The sequence below is a fragment of the Glutamicibacter sp. B1 genome (assembly GCF_039602135.1).
GTDB lineage: Bacteria > Actinomycetota > Actinomycetes > Actinomycetales > Micrococcaceae > Glutamicibacter > Glutamicibacter ectropisis.
In genome coordinates this window covers 1877542-1895597 of the sequence record NZ_CP125942.1, presented here as the reverse complement: position 1 = coordinate 1895597, position 18056 = coordinate 1877542, and the positions used below count along the sequence as shown (strand labels likewise).

General features: G+C 53.8%; 20 protein-coding genes. 12 read left to right on the top strand and 8 right to left on the bottom strand.

Features of this window, described 5'->3' with window-relative positions:
- Window positions 1-8: 8 nt before the first annotated feature.
- On the bottom strand, window positions 9-371 hold the full coding sequence (locus QMQ05_RS08770; RefSeq protein WP_345469301.1) for a cupin domain-containing protein: 363 nt from the start codon (window positions 369-371) through the stop codon (window positions 9-11).
- Window positions 372-576: 205 nt separating this feature from the next.
- Here QMQ05_RS08770 and poxB point away from each other — a divergent pair, with 205 nt between their 5' ends.
- The 7 genes from poxB (at window position 577) to QMQ05_RS08735 (ending at window position 8978) form a co-directional block, all read left to right on the top strand.
- The gene (gene poxB, locus QMQ05_RS08765; RefSeq protein ID WP_345469299.1) at window positions 577-2301 is read left to right on the top strand and encodes a ubiquinone-dependent pyruvate dehydrogenase; all 1725 of its coding nucleotides are present in this window, start codon (window positions 577-579) and stop codon (window positions 2299-2301) included.
- 74 nt (window positions 2302-2375) lie between these two features.
- Window positions 2376-3110 (top strand): YggS family pyridoxal phosphate-dependent enzyme, encoded by a 735-nt coding sequence (locus QMQ05_RS08760; RefSeq protein ID WP_345469297.1) that lies wholly within the window; start codon window positions 2376-2378, stop codon window positions 3108-3110.
- Between the two features lie 541 nt (window positions 3111-3651).
- Entirely contained in the window at window positions 3652-3882 is a 231-nt protein-coding gene (nrdH, locus tag QMQ05_RS08755; RefSeq protein WP_022875262.1) for a glutaredoxin-like protein NrdH, read from the top strand.
- A gap of 44 nt (window positions 3883-3926) precedes the next feature.
- Window positions 3927-4412 (top strand): class Ib ribonucleoside-diphosphate reductase assembly flavoprotein NrdI, encoded by a 486-nt coding sequence (gene nrdI, locus QMQ05_RS08750; protein ID WP_345469295.1) that lies wholly within the window; start codon window positions 3927-3929, stop codon window positions 4410-4412.
- On the top strand, window positions 4409-6547 hold the full coding sequence (gene nrdE / locus QMQ05_RS08745; RefSeq protein ID WP_345469293.1) for a class 1b ribonucleoside-diphosphate reductase subunit alpha: 2139 nt from the start codon (window positions 4409-4411) through the stop codon (window positions 6545-6547). The genes nrdI and nrdE overlap by 4 nt, the downstream gene beginning before the upstream one ends.
- Window positions 6548-6758: 211 nt before the next feature.
- Entirely contained in the window at window positions 6759-7733 is a 975-nt protein-coding gene (nrdF, locus tag QMQ05_RS08740) for a class 1b ribonucleoside-diphosphate reductase subunit beta (RefSeq protein ID WP_345469291.1), read from the top strand.
- A 279-nt stretch (window positions 7734-8012) separates the two neighbouring features.
- Window positions 8013-8978: a hypothetical protein gene (locus QMQ05_RS08735; protein WP_345469289.1), complete on the top strand. Its 966-nt coding sequence runs from the start codon at window positions 8013-8015 to the stop codon at window positions 8976-8978.
- A gap of 156 nt (window positions 8979-9134) precedes the next feature.
- Here QMQ05_RS08735 and QMQ05_RS08730 read toward each other — a convergent pair whose 3' ends face one another.
- Window positions 9135-9338: a cold-shock protein gene (locus QMQ05_RS08730; protein ID WP_013349123.1), complete on the bottom strand. Its 204-nt coding sequence runs from the start codon at window positions 9336-9338 to the stop codon at window positions 9135-9137.
- Window positions 9339-9962: 624 nt separating this feature from the next.
- Window positions 9963-10880 (bottom strand): NAD(P)/FAD-dependent oxidoreductase, encoded by a 918-nt coding sequence (locus QMQ05_RS08725; protein ID WP_345469287.1) that lies wholly within the window; start codon window positions 10878-10880, stop codon window positions 9963-9965.
- Window positions 10881-10959: 79 nt separating this feature from the next.
- Between QMQ05_RS08725 and QMQ05_RS08720 the strand changes: the two genes are divergently transcribed.
- Together QMQ05_RS08720 and QMQ05_RS08715 are read left to right on the top strand one after the other, a co-directional pair.
- Window positions 10960-11535, top strand: a complete 576-nt coding sequence (locus QMQ05_RS08720; protein ID WP_058254421.1) for a helix-turn-helix domain-containing protein — start codon at window positions 10960-10962, stop codon at window positions 11533-11535.
- Between the two features lie 72 nt (window positions 11536-11607).
- On the top strand, window positions 11608-12426 hold the full coding sequence (locus QMQ05_RS08715) for a thioesterase family protein (RefSeq protein ID WP_345469284.1): 819 nt from the start codon (window positions 11608-11610) through the stop codon (window positions 12424-12426).
- Window positions 12427-12433: 7 nt separating this feature from the next.
- On the opposite strand, the gene QMQ05_RS08710 is transcribed toward QMQ05_RS08715, so the two are convergent.
- The gene (locus tag QMQ05_RS08710) at window positions 12434-13039 is read right to left on the bottom strand and encodes a uridine kinase family protein (RefSeq protein ID WP_345469282.1); all 606 of its coding nucleotides are present in this window, start codon (window positions 13037-13039) and stop codon (window positions 12434-12436) included.
- Window positions 13040-13134: 95 nt separating this feature from the next.
- On the opposite strand from QMQ05_RS08710, the gene QMQ05_RS08705 reads away from it, so the two are divergent.
- A complete protein-coding gene (locus QMQ05_RS08705) occupies window positions 13135-13866 on the top strand; it encodes a lipoate--protein ligase family protein (RefSeq protein WP_345469280.1) in 732 nt (243 codons plus the stop codon).
- 59 nt (window positions 13867-13925) lie between these two features.
- On the opposite strand, the gene QMQ05_RS08700 is transcribed toward QMQ05_RS08705, so the two are convergent.
- On the bottom strand, window positions 13926-14204 hold the full coding sequence (locus tag QMQ05_RS08700; protein ID WP_345469278.1) for a glutaredoxin domain-containing protein: 279 nt from the start codon (window positions 14202-14204) through the stop codon (window positions 13926-13928).
- Window positions 14205-14328: 124 nt separating this feature from the next.
- Here QMQ05_RS08700 and QMQ05_RS08695 point away from each other — a divergent pair, with 124 nt between their 5' ends.
- The gene (locus QMQ05_RS08695) at window positions 14329-15057 is read left to right on the top strand and encodes an SOS response-associated peptidase (RefSeq protein WP_345469276.1); all 729 of its coding nucleotides are present in this window, start codon (window positions 14329-14331) and stop codon (window positions 15055-15057) included.
- On the opposite strand, the gene QMQ05_RS08690 is transcribed toward QMQ05_RS08695, so the two are convergent.
- From QMQ05_RS08690 to QMQ05_RS08680, 3 genes are all read right to left on the bottom strand, one after another.
- Window positions 15054-15566 carry a hypothetical protein gene (locus QMQ05_RS08690; protein WP_345469274.1) on the bottom strand — a complete coding sequence of 171 codons (513 nt, stop codon included), beginning with the start codon at window positions 15564-15566 and terminating at the stop codon, window positions 15054-15056. The two genes, QMQ05_RS08695 and QMQ05_RS08690, sit on opposite strands and share 4 nt — an antisense overlap.
- 125 nt (window positions 15567-15691) lie before the next feature.
- Window positions 15692-16321, bottom strand: a complete 630-nt coding sequence (locus QMQ05_RS08685) for an MBL fold metallo-hydrolase (protein ID WP_345469273.1) — start codon at window positions 16319-16321, stop codon at window positions 15692-15694.
- Window positions 16321-17406, bottom strand: coding sequence for an S-(hydroxymethyl)mycothiol dehydrogenase (locus QMQ05_RS08680; protein WP_058254414.1), 1086 nt, complete (start codon window positions 17404-17406; stop codon window positions 16321-16323). The genes QMQ05_RS08685 and QMQ05_RS08680 overlap by 1 nt, the downstream gene beginning before the upstream one ends.
- Before the next feature lie 323 nt (window positions 17407-17729).
- Between QMQ05_RS08680 and QMQ05_RS08675 the strand changes: the two genes are divergently transcribed.
- Entirely contained in the window at window positions 17730-18038 is a 309-nt protein-coding gene (locus tag QMQ05_RS08675) for a hypothetical protein (RefSeq protein ID WP_345474684.1), read from the top strand.
- The last annotated feature ends 18 nt before the right edge of the window (window positions 18039-18056 follow it).

Sequence of the window (18056 nt, the reverse complement as noted above, 5' to 3'; positions counted from 1 at the left end):
AGTTCTCACTAGCCCACGCGGGGAGCAGGCATGAGGCCGGTGGTGGTTTTGCGCTGATGCACCGAAAAGTATCCCAGCCCTAACTCGCCGGCGATAAACTGGCGCTGGCTGTGCTTGGGAAGATAAATGATGTCTCCCACGGCCAGCTCGAGCGCCCCGGTGGCTGTGTGTAATACGCCGGAGCCGGCAAAAACATGCAAGAGCACATCTAGTGCCGGCCCTTGATGTTCGCCGATCTGCTCGCCTGGTGCCAGGGAGATGACATTGGCATCAAGGTCCCGGGCTGCTGGTTCCAGTTTCCACAGTGCGCCATTATGCTCGCCGGCGGGAAGCTGCGTGGTGTTGGCCATGCGCATCGGTTCATTGCTCATGTCACCAGCCTAGCCAACGCGGGCGGTCCTTTTCCGGCAACCAAGTGCATGGCGATCAAGAATGGGACGCTCGGTTGTGATGGCGGCCACCAAATAGTGTGGTGAGCAGAACCAGAATGGACACCAAATATCCATGGCACAAGGCTCAACGGCGCAGTAGGGTGAACAGTAGACCCACTGGAACATAGTGTGCAGGAGGAATGTTTTGCCTACCGTAGCCGACCACCTGATTGAACAGCTTGATACCCAAGGGGTACGCCGTATTTACGGCATCCCGGGAGACTCGCTCAATGGCCTCACCGATGCCCTGCGGGAGAACGGGCGGATGGAATGGGTTCATCATCGACATGAAGAGGCAGCCGCCTTTGCCGCCGCGGCCGAAGCTGAAATCACCGGGGAACTGACGGTCTGTGTGGGTTCTTGCGGCCCAGGTAACCTGCACTTGATCAACGGGCTGTACGATGCAAACCGTTCACGCGTTCCGGTGCTGGCTATCGCAGCCCAGATTCCCACCGAAGAAATCGGTTCCAACTACTTCCAGGAGACCAACCCGGTAGAGGTCTTCCGCGGTTGCTCGGTGTATGCAGAACAGGTTTCAGATCCTAAGCAGATGCCGAGGATGCTGCGTATTGCCATGCGAGAGGCGATCGAAAAGCGTGGGGTTGCCGTATTGGTCATTTCAGGAGATGTTGCGCTGGCCGAAATGGAACGCACACCGACCCAACGGATTATCAAGACCAACCCTCGCGTGTTGCCCAATGAACAAGAGTTGGAGCAAGCTGCCGAAATTCTTGAGGGCTCGCGTAAGGTCACGATTCTGGCCGGTGCTGGCGTGGCCGGGGCGCATGATGAAGTGATTGCCCTCGCTGATAAGTTGGCTGCGCCGATCGTGCACGCTATGCGAGGCAAGGAGCATATCGAGTACGACAATCCTTTCGACGTGGGAATGACCGGACTACTTGGTTTCGCCTCCGGTGCTAAAGCCATCGATGAATGCGATGTACTGCTCATGCTGGGTACCGACTTCCCCTACCAACAGTTCTATCCGCAGCATGCCACGATCATTCAGGTAGATATTCGTGGTGAACAGATCGGTCGACGCACCAGGGTGGATGTTCCATTGGTGGGAACCGTGAAGGACACGGCAGCGGCGTTGAACGCGTTACTGCCGGTGCAGACACACCGTAAGCATTTAGAGAACGCCCTCGAGCATTACCGCAAGACCAGGACCAAGCTTGATGAATTAGCCACCGGTTCCAAGCCAGGAGCGGCAATTCATCCGCAGTATTTGGCTCGACTCATTGACCAGGCCGCCGATGACGATACGATCTTCACAGCGGATGTTGGCTCACCGGTGATCTGGGCGGCCCGTTACCTGAGCATGACCGGCAAACGCAGGGTCCTCGGATCCTTCAACCACGGCTCCATGGCTAACGCCCTGTGCCATGCCCTAGGAGCCCAAGCGATCGATCCCAACCGACAGGTGATCGCCTTTGCTGGCGACGGGGGACTGTCAATGATGCTTGGTGAGTTACTGACCGCCACGCAGAATAAGTTGCCGGTGAAGATCGTGGTCTTTAACAACTCTTCGTTGAACTTTGTTGAGTTGGAAATGAAGGCTGCCGGCTTTGTCACCTATGCCACCGATCTGCATAACCCAGATTTCGGTGCGGTCGCCACGGCTGCCGGCTTGAAGGGTTATCGGGTTGATGACTCGTCCCAGCTCGAATCTACCGTCAAGGAATTCTTAGCTCACGATGGCCCTGCGGTGCTTGACGTGGTCACAGACCGTCAGGAAATGTCGATGCCACCGAATATCAAGTTGGAACAGGCTAAGGGCTTTGCGCTCTACGCCATTCGTACGGTGCTTTCGGGGCGCGGGGATGAGTTGCTAGATCTGGCTAAGACCAACTGGCGACAAATGTTCTAAGTATTTATGCCTATGCTTGTTGCTGGCGCCATTGGCGCCAGCAACATTTTTGTGAGAGCTAGAAAGAAGGCGTCTTGACTTCGCAACCAGCTGCTGCGCATGCGGCCACCACCGAGGATTTCATCCGCAATCTGGCATCGGTCAACCAGCGCATTGCCTCCGCGTGTACTGCTGCGGGTCGTGACATCGACTCTGTGCGTCTATTGCCGGTAACAAAGACCATCAGCACCGAACGCTTAGAGTTGGCCATTGCCGCTGGGGTAGACACCCTGGGGGAGAACAAGGTGCAAGAGGCACAGGGCAAGCACGAATACTTCCGAGAGAAGTTCCCGCATCTGCGCTACGCCATTATTGGCCCCTTGCAAACGAATAAGGCGAAGTTTGTGGCTCAGTTTGCCGATGAGTTCCATGCCTTGGACTCGGTGAAGCTCGCTGAGACTCTGCAGCGACGCTTAGAACTGGAAGACCGGTCGTTGGAAGTCTTCATTCAGGTCAATACCTCGGGAGAGGAAAGTAAGTCCGGCATTCAGGCCTCGGAAGCCGCCGGGCTGTTGGCAGCGTTGGCTCCTTTGGATCGCCTGACTCCTGTGGGGCTCATGACGATGGCTGCCAACACGAGTGACGAGCACGAGGTTCGCGGTAGCTTCTCGTCCTTGCACCAGACGCTGGAGCAGTTGCAGCCAAACGCCCCAGAGAGCTTCAAGCATCTGTCGATGGGTATGAGTGGCGACTACGAGCTGGCTATTGCCGAGGGTGCCACCGTGGTCCGTGTAGGCCAAGGAATCTTTGGTGCGCGTAACTACGCATAAGCGTGCAGAACACTAGCCTGCTGTTGCGAGCAGGAACAGATGGCCAGCTGATGATCAGTTGGCCATCTCATTTTCTGTGCCGTGTAGCGTTTCTATCTTGTGCACAGTAGGCGTTGAGAAGGATCAAACTGTCGGTGCAGCCGGCGAAACTATATGTAGTGGTAGTTCAGGGCAGCAGGCAACTAGATATGGGAAGTGAAACACGCCGAGAATCTTGTCACAGATGAATTTTTAACCCACATGCTCCAATGGTGAAGCTGTGGAAAAAGTTCAGAGGACCCCGAAAAATCGCGGTTTAAACGGGGTCAAATATCCACAGATCCTGTGGACGTGGCAGGGGAAGAATGACATACTTGTAATACATCATCTTGTGGCTGCTTGACCGGCCAAACACAACATGTAGTATTGAACCCGTTGGTGCGGCTCGCACCAGTAGCACCTCGAAGACCCTGTTTTTGAGGCATCTGAGAGGACAGCTGGGAATTTCCATCAACAGATGGAATCCGGCCAACATTAAGAATTTCTAAAGGGGATCAGGGACATGGCCATCACTGTTTACACGAAGCCTTCCTGCGTTCAGTGCAACGCTACTTACCGCGCGTTGGACAAGAAGGGTGTCGAGTACAACAAGGTCGACATTTCGCAGGACGCCGCCGCCTTGGAGCACGTACGTGGCCTTGGCTACATGCAGGCACCCGTTGTCGTAACCGACGACGACCACTGGTCGGGCTTCCGTCCAGACAAGATTGAATTGCTCGCTCCAGCTAACTAAAGCTCGAGCTTATTCCGCTCACTTAGTAGTGGAGGCGAAAGAGGATGTCACCTACAGCTCTTGCTGATAAGCAAAATGCTGGGGCCCACGGATCGGTCGAGTTCACGAAATCGAACTTGATTTACTTCTCCTCAGTTTCGGAGAACACCAAGAGATTCGTGGATAAACTTGAGATGGAAGCGGCTCGGATTCCGATTTTTGCGACCGAGCCGCAACTCATCTCCACCGTTCCATATGTATTGCTTATCCCCACATACGGTGGAGAACGAGGCAAACATTCGATTGTTCCGCAGATTATGAAGTTTCTGCGGTATGACGAAAATCGGGCAAACCTTCGCGGTGTAATTGGCGCGGGGAACACAAACTTTGGCGAGTACTACTGCATCGCGGCTAAGCGTATTGCCCAGAAATGCAACGTACCCGTCCTATATACATTCGAACTTATGGGAACCTCGGAAGACGTTCTCAACGTCAAAGAAGGGCTTGAAACCTTTTGGACACCAGCGTCGCAGAATCGGCAGGAACGATGACGAGCTCAAAGGAGCTCCCAGCCCAGTTCCAGGGCTTGAGCTACAACGACCTGAACGCCATGCTGAACCTTTACGGTCCAGATGGAAAAATCCAGTTTGAGGTGGACCGCTACGCCGCCCGCCAGTACTTCCTGGATCACGTGAACAACAACACCGTGTTCTTCCACGATCTTGACGAGAAGCTCGAATACCTCGTTAAGCACGAATACTACGAGCGCGAAACGCTCGACCAGTACTCGATGAACTTCATCCGTGATTTGTTCAAGCACGCCTTTAACAAGAAGTTCCGCTTCGAAACCTTCTTGGGTGCTTTCAAGTTCTACACCTCGTACACCCTCAAGACCTTCGACGGTAAGCGTTACCTTGAGCGTTACGAAGACCGCGTATGCATGGTTGCCCTGCACCTTGCCCGTGGTGACGAAAAGCTGGCTACCTCGCTGGTCGACGAAATCATCGATGGTCGCTTCCAGCCGGCAACCCCTACCTTCCTCAACGCTGGTAAGGCACAGCGTGGCGAACTGGTCTCCTGCTTCCTGCTTCGCGTGGAAGACAACATGGAATCAATCGCCCGTTCGGTGAACTCCTCGCTGCAGTTGTCCAAGCGTGGCGGTGGCGTTGCCCTGTCGCTGACCAACCTGCGCGAGCACGGTGCACCGATCAAGCAGATCGAGAACCAGTCTTCAGGCGTTATCCCAGTGATGAAGCTTCTTGAAGATTCCTTCTCTTACGCAAACCAGCTTGGTGCCCGTCAGGGCGCTGGCGCTGTGTACTTGAACGCACACCACCCAGACATCTACCGCTTCTTGGACACCAAGCGCGAAAACGCTGACGAGAAGATTCGTATTAAGACCCTGTCGCTGGGCGTTGTCATCCCTGATATCACTTTCGAGCTGGCTCGTAAGAACGAAGACATGTACCTGTTCAGCCCGTACGACGTTGAGCGTGTATACGGAATGCCGTTCAGTGAAATTTCGGTCACTGAAAAGTACTACGAAATGGTCGATGACTCACGTATCAAGAAGTCTAAGATCAGCGCTCGTGAATTCTTCCAGACCCTGGCAGAGATTCAGTTCGAATCAGGTTACCCGTACATCATGTTCGAAGACACCGTGAATAAGGCCAACCCAATTGCTGGCCGCATCACCATGTCGAACCTCTGCTCCGAGATTCTGCAGGTTTCCTCGGCCTCCGAATTTAGCGATGATTTGAGCTACTCCAAGGTTGGCAAGGACATCTCTTGCAACCTGGGATCGATGAACATTGCCAAGGCCATGGACGGCAAGGACCTTGCCGGTTCCGTAGAAATCGCGATTCGCGCACTGAGTGCCGTCTCCGATATGTCGTACATCGCTTCTGTTCCTTCGATCGCGGATGGCAACAAGAAGTCGCACGCCATCGGACTGGGCCAGATGAACCTCCACGGTTTCCTCGCTCGCGAGCACATCTACTATGGTTCTGAAGAAGGCATCGATTTCACCAACATCTACTTCTACACAATCCTGTTCCACGCCTTGAGCGCATCGAACCAGATTGCTATTGAACGCGGTGAAACCTTCGACAACTTCGAGAACTCGAAGTACGCGTCGGGTGAGTTCTTCGACAAGTACACCGAGCAGCAGTGGGTACCGGCCACCGAACGTGTCCGTGAGCTTTTCGCAGACATCCACATTCCTACCCAGGAAGACTGGAATGCTCTGAAGGCTTCGGTTATGGAACACGGTATCTACAACCAGAACCTGCAGGCCGTGCCACCAACCGGTTCAATCTCGTACATCAACAACTCAACTTCCTCGATCCACCCGGTCGCTGCGAAGATTGAGATCCGCAAGGAAGGTAAAATCGGCCGCGTTTACTACCCGGCTCCTTACATGAACAACGAGAACATCGATTTCTACGAAGATGCCTACGAAATCGGTTACGAGAAGATCATCGACACCTACGCCGCTGCTACCCAGCACGTGGATCAGGGCCTGTCGCTGACGCTGTTCTTCAAGGACACCGTAACCACTCGTGACATCAACAAGGCACAGATCTACGCATGGCGTAAGGGCATTAAGAGCCTTTACTACATCCGCCTGCGCCAGATGGCCTTGGAAGGCACCGAAGTTGAGGGTTGCGTTTCCTGCGCACTCTAAAGTTCAATTAGTGGCCGCCGAGTAGGACATTAATATCACGAAGCGGCTGCCGTAAGGTCCAACCTAACGGCAGCCGCTTCGTATAAAGACTCAAGTCAGATCCCATGGGATCTGAAATTAACTTTGAGATTTGCTACGATCTCACGGTTCGAAAGAACGGTAGAGTTGATAGCAACGTTCGTTACACGATTTAGCTTTTCGATGAGGGGCAATGACCGAAAAGATTCAGCTCACCAATAAGGTTGAAGCTATCAACTGGAACCGCATCCAGGATGACAAAGACGTAGAGGTCTGGAACCGACTCGTCAATAACTTCTGGCTTCCGGAAAAGGTGCCACTGTCCAATGACATTCAGTCGTGGGGTACCTTGACCGAAGACGAAAAACTGCTCACCATGCGCGTCTTCACCGGCCTGACCCTGCTCGATACCCTGCAGGGTACCGTTGGTGCCGTTTCGCTGATCCCAGACGCAATCACCCCTCACGAAGAGGCTGTATACACCAACATTGCGTTCATGGAATCCGTGCACGCTAAGAGCTACTCCTCGATCTTCTCGACCTTGGCATCGACTAAGGAAATTGATGAGGCTTTCCGTTGGTCCACTGAAAATGTGAACCTGCAGAAGAAGGCGCAGATCATTGAGAGCTACTACCACGGTGAAGACCCACTGAAGCGCAAGATTGCTTCGACTCTGCTCGAATCCTTCTTGTTCTACTCCGGGTTCTACCTTCCAATGCACTGGTCCTCGCACGCCAAGCTGACCAACACCGCTGACTTGATCCGCCTGATCATCCGTGACGAAGCCGTTCACGGGTACTACATTGGCTACAAGTTCCAGAAGGGTCTGGAAGGCGCCAGCGAAGAGCGTAAGCAGGAATTGAAGGATTACACCTTCGAGCTCATGTTTGAACTGTACGAAAACGAAGTACAGTACACTCACGACCTCTACGATCCAGTGGGTCTGAGCGAGGACGTCAAGAAGTTCTTGCACTACAACGCCAACAAGGCGCTGATGAACCTTGGCTATGAAGCCATGTTCCCAGCAACGGTGACTGACGTGTCTCCTGCGATCTTGGCAGCGTTGAGCCCGAACGCCGATGAGAACCACGACTTCTTCTCTGGTTCCGGATCATCGTACGTTATCGGTAAAGCAGTCAACACTGAAGATGAGGACTGGGACTTCTAGTTCTTAGCGCTCGTTGACGAGCCCAACTTCTTCACCTGCAGAGGACCCGCACTTCGTGAATACATGAAGTGCGGGTCTTCTCTCTTTTTGCAATGTGAACCTAGCTAGAACCGTCATGTCATGGGGGAGGAGGCTACCGAGGCACGGACTAACTGGTAGGAAGCACCGAAGCTGGAAATGACCGGTCAAAGTAGAACATGGGATAGCGTAGAGTCATCCGCGTGCGTCAGGTGCGGCGTGTCTGAAGAACGGAATCTCATGCGCTCAACACCCACACGAATGACTGGCATCCTCAAAATCACTGTCGCCTGCATTATTGGAGCTTCCGCGATTTCCGGATGCAGCCCGTCGATGAGTACCAGCAGTGAGGGCGATACTTCTGAAAGCGTCGCTTTGCTCGGTGAGTTCTTCAAACATCTTGAAGCAGGTGAAACGTCGGCCGCAGCTGCACTGACAGACATTGATTTCCCTGAAGAATTCCTCGACACGGATTTCTACAAGGCCTCAGCAGCGATTCCTTCCGATGCAAAGGTCATTCAAGCCGAAGGGAACGACGATTCCGTTGTTGATGCGACAGTGGAATTCGTGTTGGACGACCCCAAACATCCGCAGACTGCGACATTCAAGGTGAAAGACTCTGACGGCCATCGGGTGGTGACAGGGTGGGGTGAAAAATTCTCTATTATCAATGCCGCGTCACCTGGGCGCATCATCGTCAACGGCGAATTGGAATACGCGATGAAGCATAGTGACGGGCATGACCTATTGCTGTTGCCTGCCCTGTACAACATATCCTATGAAGATCCGACAGGAATGACTCAGCTGAGTACCGATGGAACTAACGAGTTCGATATGCCGTGGCCGTTCGATCAGTCCGGGGCGTATGAAGTTCCTGCCAACATCAGTATTTCGCCAGGAGCTTTGTCAGTTTCAGCTCAGGTGGAAACAGAGTCAATCGCTGACGTGGATGCGCAGATTGATGCACTGACTGATGCGTGTGTTAAAGAAAACTTGAGCGGCCCATCTTGCCCTGACAACATACCTGAAAAGCCCAGAGTCCTGAACGATTCGTCGAGTGTGCAGTGGTTCGAGCTGCCAGGCTATGGCCTTTCGACCAGTGATGGTCGGGTCGAATACTCGAAAGGTTTCACCGTGGAAGCAGATGGACTCGCCTACGCGAAGAGTGCCGTCTACAGCGGAACACTCACGAAAGACTCTGACGGGAAGATCGTATTCACCCGGTAGAAGTTGGCGTTCAGGATCGAATGATCAACCTGAACTTATAGAGGAAACAACTTCTTGACCTGCGAAGCTGTAGAACATGGTGGTATTGGCTGGTTAAAAACAACAGAGGTGCAGTTCCAACCCTTGCGGGGGAACTACACCTCTGAAGAAAGTCTCTTAGCGAGCCTGGATGTTGGTTGCCTGTGGGCCCTTTGGACCAGCTTCCAGGGTGTACTCAACGGTCTGGCCCTCTTCGAGGCTACGGAAGCCGAAGCTCTGGATAGCGCTGTAGTGTGCGAAAACGTCAGCAGATCCATCGGAAGGAGCGATGAAGCCGAAGCCCTTTTCAGCGTTGAACCATTTCACGGTGCCAGTGGCCATAGTGTTATTTCCTTATTTATTGATTGGCCACAATGTGGCCCGGTTGCCGATTCGAAGTTCCGAATCGGAAAATTTTGGGGTTACCTCGAGCAGAGCTACCGAGAACCATTCGCCTGCCGTCGATACGGAGAATCGAATACTGATTTTGCCGTGATCGGCCAAAACGGGTGTCGCTGCACTTGCTTAAACATCAGCGGAATCCGAGCTGCTAGCGGGTAATGACCCCACGCTAGCGGAGTAGAACAAGGAATTCACAGAGGCGTGACGCTGGATAGCATCAAGATGTTTTATCTGCAGTGAAGAAGAGAAGATGAAGAATTCGTTTCGGTAGGAGCTCAGTCAATCCGGAGATCGGTGAACCGATTTGTATTGCACAGACGATTTGTTGGCCGTGCTACAAATCCTACTGCTAACGTTTGCTGGCGGGTGAGTCACACCGGCAAACATCGAGGTAACAATTAAACCCTACCATTGAAGAGGTGCATGTGTGAAGTGATAAGTGCAACGCCGGCGAGAATGCGTGTTCAGCACCACCTGAACAACTTAAGACGAAGCTATCCCGCCACGATGGAAAAATCTTTCACGTGGCGGGATGACTTCTACGCCTGAGTCGACAGAATCTTGTTAGGCGTTTGCCAGCTTTGCATTGAGGAGCTCTGCGTTGATGGCGGCTCCGGCGAGGGTGCCGGAGGCCGCAGCAGCCATCACCATCGCGCCTAAATTACTCGCATTGCCTACAGCATAGACACCGGGGATGTCCGTTGCGCCGGTTTCGTTGACCTTGATAAACGTTCCAAGTGGGTGCTCCGTTAGCGCGCCGCCTAGTTCCAGATAAAGGTCGGCGTTAGCGTTCATTCTGCCGGCAACGATCACCGATTGAGCAGTCAGCTCTTCGTTGTTTTCTAGTTTGACTGACTCCAGCTGTCCGGTCTGGTCGAATGCCAACTGTGCAATAGATTGACGGACTACTGGCATGCCGAGCTTGGCTAAGAGGTTTGTCCCTTCTTCGTTGAGTTCTGAGGGGTCATGATCAACAAAGGTGATCTTTGAACTCAGTTGCTGGAACATCATTGCCTGGTGGGTGCTCATCGGGCCGCATCCAATGACGACGATTTCCTGATCTCGTACCTCCCACCCGTGACAGTAGGCGCAGTGGATTGCTGACGTACCCCAAGCTTGCTCTAGCCCAGGGATTTGCGGGAGTTCATCCTTGAGGCCGGTGGCAAGGACGATGCGTTGAGCGCTGAATTCCTGGTCTGCAACTCGAACCGCGAACCCATCGTTGAGGGATCCAGTGAGAGAATCCACAGCTGAGTTGATAATGCGCACACCATACTCCTGAGCTTCGACTCGACCACGTTCTAATAGCTCAAGTGGACTGATCCCTTCTTGCCCAAGAACGTTGTGAGCATGTTGTGCTGGGGCATTGCGAGGTTGCCCCTCATCGATAACCAGTACGCTTCTGCGGGATCGCCCTAAAGCGATCGATGCTGCAAGTCCCGCGCTACCGCCGCCGATAACGATAACTTCGAAATGTTCCATGAGATTCCTCCTGCTGATCGTGAATGTCTAGATTCTTAGGCTATCGACCCTTTGCGCTAAAGGGTGTATCGTTTTGCGCATGACGCAAGAACTCGAAGTTGACCATGTGATCCGCCAACGCATTCGCACGCTACGTCAGAACCGTGGTTGGTCTCTGGAATCATTGGCTAATAAAGCACAGCTCAGTGTTTCGACCTTGAGCAGAATTGAAACCGGAAATCGCCGCATTGCCTTGGACCAGTTGATACCTCTGGCTCGGGCGCTGGATACTAGTCTGGATGAACTCGTCGCAACTTCGGAAGCCGAAATTATTATCCGGCCCGAGCCCATCGCCATGCCCGGGGTCACCCTGTGGAAGCTGTCCACCGATGACGCTGTCAACGGGGTAAGCGTTACTAAGATGCGAATCGATCCGTCTAAAGCACCGGCGCCCAGCGAATTGCGTATCCACCCGGGCAAAGAGTGGTTCACCGTCTTACTCGGAGAAATTCAATTACAGCTCGGTGAGCGCACTTATCACGTCAAAGCCGGTCAATCAGCTCAATTCGACACGATGACTCCGCATGCGATGTGGGCAAAGAACGGTGTCGCGGAAATCTTGGGCATCATGGATAGCGCCGGGCAACGAGCCCACGAACAAGATAAAGATCAGTGAGCTATTGATTTCGGTTGCTCTTGGATAACCTAAGTGCAACACAATAATTTTTATAAGGCCAGGAGGGCAGCAATGACGCACCAGCTCACTGAAGAACTCGAAAAGGTTCTCGCCAAGGGCGACTTTTATTTTGAATCATTAGGTGAGGGGCGATACCGCTCGTCATGGCATGCCCAGGGTGCATGGAATGAACACGAACAGCACATGGGTCCGGCTTCCGGAATTCTGGCCTATGCGCTGGAGAACTTTGAGCCCCGCGAAGACATGCGCATTGCACGGCTGAGCTTTGAGATTCACGGTTTAATTCATGCCGGGGAATTCGAAATTACGACACGCCTGGTGCGACCCGGCAGAACCATTGAGTTGATCGAAGCTGAAATGACAGCCAAGGGGAGAACCAGTATCGTTGCTCGCGCTTGGCGCGTGATCACGGCAGACACAAACGCAGTTGCTGGCATCGAAGACGCAAAAATTCCTGGCCCAGAAGAATGTGAACCAGAAGCGATTAGCGAGCGTTGGCCTGGCGGTTATATCCGCTCTATTGAAATGCGTTCGAACCCCGAGTCACGTCCTGGCAAAGGAATTGCTTGGGTACGCACTGACTACGCCCTCGTTGACTCCCTCGACGCCTCGGACATGGCTCGGCTCGTAGGGTTGATCGACACCGCTAACGGCGTCGTGCCTCGCGTGGAACCGGGTGAGGGAACCTGGATTTATCCAAACCTCGACTTGCAAATTCACATGTATCGGCAGCCTGCGGGCTCTTGGCTGGGATTGGAAGTTCAGCAGAGTTTCGGCGTTGATGGAATCGGTTTGACCTCAACAGTGCTCCACGATGAAACTGGTCCGTTCGGTCGTGCGGAGCAGATTCTGACGGTGCGTGCACGCTAGCAGCGAGCTACGACGAAGAAAGCTGCGCGAGTAGCTTCTTGAGTTCCGGCTTGGACTTCAAGATAAATTGACGTTCACGGTATTTGTTGCGATCCGCACCATGGACGCGAAATAGCGCGTAGCCGCGCTTAAGCAGGAATAGTACTGGCTTACGTCGTTGGGCTACGTCTCGAACAAAACGTCGAATTCCAGTCACTAATGCAGGTTCGTCAACGTAGTAGGCCTGAACATTGATTCCTTTGTTGCGCAATGGCTCAAGGAGCTCATAGAGAAAAATTCCCTCAGCAACGATGGGACCTTTATCAGACCGGATTTCTCGGTGGCCGTTGTAACTGGACGTCGCGATTGAGTAGTTGGGAACCATGGTGCTACCTGTTTCCAACAACTCGTCGATGGCGCGCAGCGCAGCTTCTTTATTCCAAGTGCCTGAATGGTCCCAGTCAATTTCTCCGTAGGCAGTGCGTGGGAATGCCACTGGATTGCCATCTTCACTGATCTGTCGGTAGTACTCGTCAAGCGGCAGGTGTGGATTGCCGTACTTGGAAGCGAGGTAGGACTTACCTGATCCGGAAGGTCCGCCGAGCAAGATGACAGGGGTAGAAGAATTTGGCACGCCTTTTATTATGACTCAGATTTGCTCCGGATAGACATTCGAGCACTGTGACATCAACTCCAATGCTGGGTGACTACTGAATTAGACTCATCAGTATGAGTTTGTTCAACCCCCAATCGGATGCACCGCTAACACTGGAAATTGAAGAAGCTAGTGGTGATCCAGCAGCCGATTTGGAGCGTGGCGTGCAACTGCTTCGAGAGATTCAGTCGGGTCAGCGAGGACCGAGCCTGCGCTTATATCGCCCGGATCGTACTTTGGCTTTTGGGCAACGTGATGTTCGGCTGGCCGGCTACGAAGCTGCCCGCGAAGAAGCAACACAACTCGGATTTGCACCATTGGTACGTAAAGCTGGGGGAAGGGCAGCGGCCTATCACCGTGGCACCCTGATTGTTGATCATATAGAGCCTGAACCTGAGGCCGTGATGGGTCAACGTCGTCGTTTTGAAGTTTTCGCGGAAGTCTACGCGAAGGCTTTTCGGCGTCTAGGCGTTGACGCTCAAGTCGGTCCCATTCCGGGGGAGTACTGCCCCGGGGACCACTCTATCCACGGCCTGCCGACCGTAGATTCACCTCGAAATTATCCCGTGAAGCTTGTCGGTACAGCCCAGCGAGTTGTGGCCGGCGCATGGTTATTCTCATCTGTCTTTGTCATTGAGGATTCCGAGCCTTTACGCCAGGTTCTTGACGTCGTGTATCAGGCGATGGAAGTCCCGATGGATCCGACAACAGTCGGTGCAGCCAATGATCTGGTGGGCACGGTGACCACCGAGAACTTCATCGAAGTGCTACTCGCGGAATATCGAGAACACATCAGCCTGGTCTAGTGTGCAACGCAAAAAATCGGTGTCTGAAAGAATCAGACACCGATTTTTGAATTTAATGATTAGGCGCCGACGCGCTCGAGGACTTCTTCAATCCGAGGATTGGTAGCTGCAGTGCCATCCGGGAAGATCAAGGTTGGCACCGTCTGGTTACCATTGTTGAATGACTCCACGATCTGGGCAGTTCCTTCAACTTCCTCAATATTAACTTCGTTGTAGCTCACGCCCTTCTGATCCATGAGGCGCTTGAGGTTTCGGCAGTAACCGCACCAGTTGGTGGTGAACATGGTAACTCCGCCAGCGGTAGGAACATACTGGTCAAGGTTCAATTCGTTGCTCATGTTAGGTGTAACGGCAATACTGTTTGCTTTGTTCCCGACTGACAAGAAAAACTTCGCTGATTTTCGTTGCGTCGATAGTTAGACTGGGAGCAGATTTCCCTGTGCTGGTGCAAAGGAGCGGAAGATGTGCGGACGATATGTGATGGCCAAAGCCATCGGTGATCTGGTGGCCGAAGCTGAAGCCGAGGCAGACGCCAATTTAGAGCTGCGTCAGTCCTGGAACGTTGCTCCAACCACCGATGTGCCCATTGTGCTCGAACGGCTGATTGACGACGAGCTACACCGCCAGATTCACGTGGCCCGCTGGGGTTTGGTACCCGGTTGGGCGAAGGAACTTTCGGTGGGAGTACGAGCTTTTAATGCGCGCAGCGAAACTGCCAGCAGCAAACCGACCTTCCGTTCCGCAGTGAAGAAGAGACGTGCCGTAGTGCCGGTGGAGGGCTACTACGAATGGAAAAAGGAAGGCAGTAAGAAGCGCCCCTTCTACGTACATCGTGAGGACGGGAAGCTGATCTTCTTTGCCGGGCTGTACGAATGGTGGAAAGACGAGGACGGTAGCTGGATTCTTTCGACGTCGATTATGACCATGGATTCTCCGTCAGCCGAGGAACCCGGAGTACTTGGGGAATTATCTGGATTGCATGACCGCTTGCCCATTCCACTGGACCATCAAATGATGGCCCGCTGGATGAACCCCGCCGAGGAAGATGGTGAAGGGCTGATCGAGCAGATCCGTGCCCAAGCTTTTGACGTTGCTTCAGAATGGACCATGCATGAGGTAGATACCGCGGTGGGCAACGTCCGAAATAATTCGCCACAACTCATTGAAGAGCACAGTAATTCGTTGTTCTAGTTTTTGGTAGCTGGCGCAGCGGGCAACGCACCTCGTCGCAGTCCGAAATAGCTGGCGGCTAGGAACGCGCCGGCAACCAACCCGAACTTGCCTAAGATCGAGGCTGCGCTTTGCGGGGCAAAATCAGCTTTACTCAACGGGGCATAGGCAACCCAACCAAAGCTACGAACCTGGTTGTAGTCCCAGATCAACACGCATAGCCCTGCAACTAGCAGCAAGAGTCCGGTAATCAAGATCCAAGTCTTGAATCGAGCGATCTGGCGAAGTACTAAGCCGAAGATAACTCCGAACGCTCCAACGCCGAGTAACGCGAGGACCCAGCCGATGAATGTTGCAGGGCTCGGACCAAAGTAGAGCTCAGTTCCTACCTCGAGCGCTTCATAGGATCCGTCGTAGAGAACGACCTCTTGCTGGCCGTCCCACCAGAGCACCGCGATGCCCGTCAGGAGCAATGCTACGGCGAGAATGAGCCAGGTGGTTATGGATTTGCGACGTCGAAGTTCGGGCATGGGATTAATTCTGCCACGTCAGCGCGTTTAATTGGTCATTGGTGTGTTGTTTTATGTAGTGAGAAGAAAAAAGCTGAGGCAGTCGCCCTATGCAGTGCGATTGCCTCAGCTCATGAGCGCGTTAGTTAGTGTCCGCGCTTGATCCATTCCTCCAGATTCGGTGCCTCGGCACCGATGCTGGTGGCGTCCCCGTGGCCGGTATTAACCACGGTTTGCTCGGGCAGGGTCAGTAGCTTGGTACGGATCGATTCGATGATCGTATCGAAACTCGAGTAGCTGCGCCCGGTAGCGCCAGGACCACCGTTAAACAGTGTGTCTCCACTGAACAGAACACCTAGATCTTCTGCGTAGAAACAGGTGGATCCCGGTGAATGGCCCGGTGTGTGGATTGCAGTGAGCGTCGTACCAGCGATGGTGAAAGTATCTCCTTCGCTGATTTCTGCGTCCACGTCACGTTCTGGGTAGACCGCTTCCCAGAGCATACGGTCTTCCGGGTTCAGGAAGAGCGGTGCATCAACAATGTCTGAGAATTCACCAGCAGCGCGAATGTGGTCATCGTGCCCATGGGTGAGTAGGACTGCCATCACTTCACGTTCGCCAACGACCTCTTGAATCTTTTCGATGTCGTGGGCCGGGTCGATGACCATGACTTCTGAATCATCACCGATGATCCAGACATTGTTGTCCACCTCCCACGTACCACCATCCAGGGAAAAGGTCCCGGAGGTAACAACGTTTTCGATGCGCGCGGACATTAGAGCTCCACCACCGAACGCAGAACGGTTCCTTCATGCATCTTGTTGAAGGCTTCTTCGATCTGATCAATGGTGATGCGCTCGGTGACGAAGGAATCCAGATCCAAACGTCCCAGCTTGTACTGCTCTACCAGCATTGGGAAGTCGTGGCTTGGTAGGCAGTCGCCGTACCAGGAGCTCTTCAGTGAACCACCGCGACCGAAGACGTCGAGCAGTGGCAGTTCCAGCTTCATCTCTGGGGTCGGCACACCAACGAGCACCACGCGGCCGGCTAGGTCACGAGCATAGAATGCCTGCTTGTAGGTTTCTGGGCGGCCAACAGCATCGATGACGACGTCGGCGCCGAAGCCACCGGTCAGTTCCTGGATGGCTTCCACAGCATCTACCTTGGAAGAATCAACGGTGTGGGTGGCACCGAACTTCTTGGCGCCTTCCAGCTTATCCACGTTAACGTCTACCGCGATGATGGTGGTGGCACCAGCCAGCTGGGCACCAGCGATCGCAGCAGCGCCCACGCCACCACAACCAATAACGGCTACGGATTCGCCACGCTTGATCTCGCCGGTGTTGATCGCGGCACCGATGCCGGCCATGACACCACAGCCCAGCAGGCCAACGGCTGCCGGATCAGCATCTTCATCAACGATGGTGCACTGACCGGAGTGGACCAGGGTCTTTTCTGCGAAGGAACCAATGCCCAGCGCTGGGGAAAGCTCGGTGCCATCCTCGAGGGTCATCTTCTGGGTGGCGTTGAAAGTGTTGAAGCAGTACTTTGGCTCGCCCTTGGCGCAGGCGCGGCACTGGCCACAGACTGCTCGCCAGTTCAGGATGACGCGGTCGCCAACCTTGACGTTGGTGACGTTCTCACCAATCTGGCTAACTACTGCAGTGGACTCGTGGCCCAACAGGTAAGGGTACTCGTCACCGATTCCGCCGAGCTTGTAGTGCAAATCGGTGTGGCATACACCGGTGGTGAGTACGTCTACAACAACTTCTCCGGGTCCTGGATCCGGAACGATGATGTCGACGACCTCTACGGGTGCGTCTTTGACACGGGAAATAACGGCTTTGACCTTATGAGGCATGGTGCGCTCCTTGTAGTGGATTTTGGTTCTGTCTTGATGCTATCGGTGCAAACGATATGAATCGAGTACTCGAGGCACAATGACGTAGGCAGTTTCGCGAAGAGCCAATTCGCCAGCATTTTTCCGGCTTTTGGGGTGCAGGAGAATGGTCCCTTGGCGAGTATTTTGAATACCGCACTATCACACTTTGACTGGACTGGCGCTGCCCCTCGTAGGTTTATTGCGCTTGACTCAAACTGTCGGTGCGCCTGACTAGTGTAACTATCATTCGAATACGTGTTCGAATAGAATGGTTCTACTAAGTAAGGAGTGCGCACGTGGGGATGTTCACCGAGTCAATCGAGGTTGCCCGCGCAACGAATGGAGTTCCGTTGCGCGTGAACTGGCAGGGGCAGGACTATCGCCTGATTGCTGAGCCGCAACGCTGGTTCGAGCGCCGTAAATGGTGGGAAGAAAACCTGCGGATTCCCCGTGGAATTGGCGCAGGAATCGCTGACTACGAGATGTGGCGCCTGCAGTTAGTTGCAGTGCGTGGGCCCCAGCAAGTGCACAGTGTTGACGTGAGTTTTGATGCGCAAACGGAACGCTGGCGGCTGGTGCGTGTGCATGACTCTTTGGCCCGCGGTGCCTAAACCCCTGCAGGAGAACAT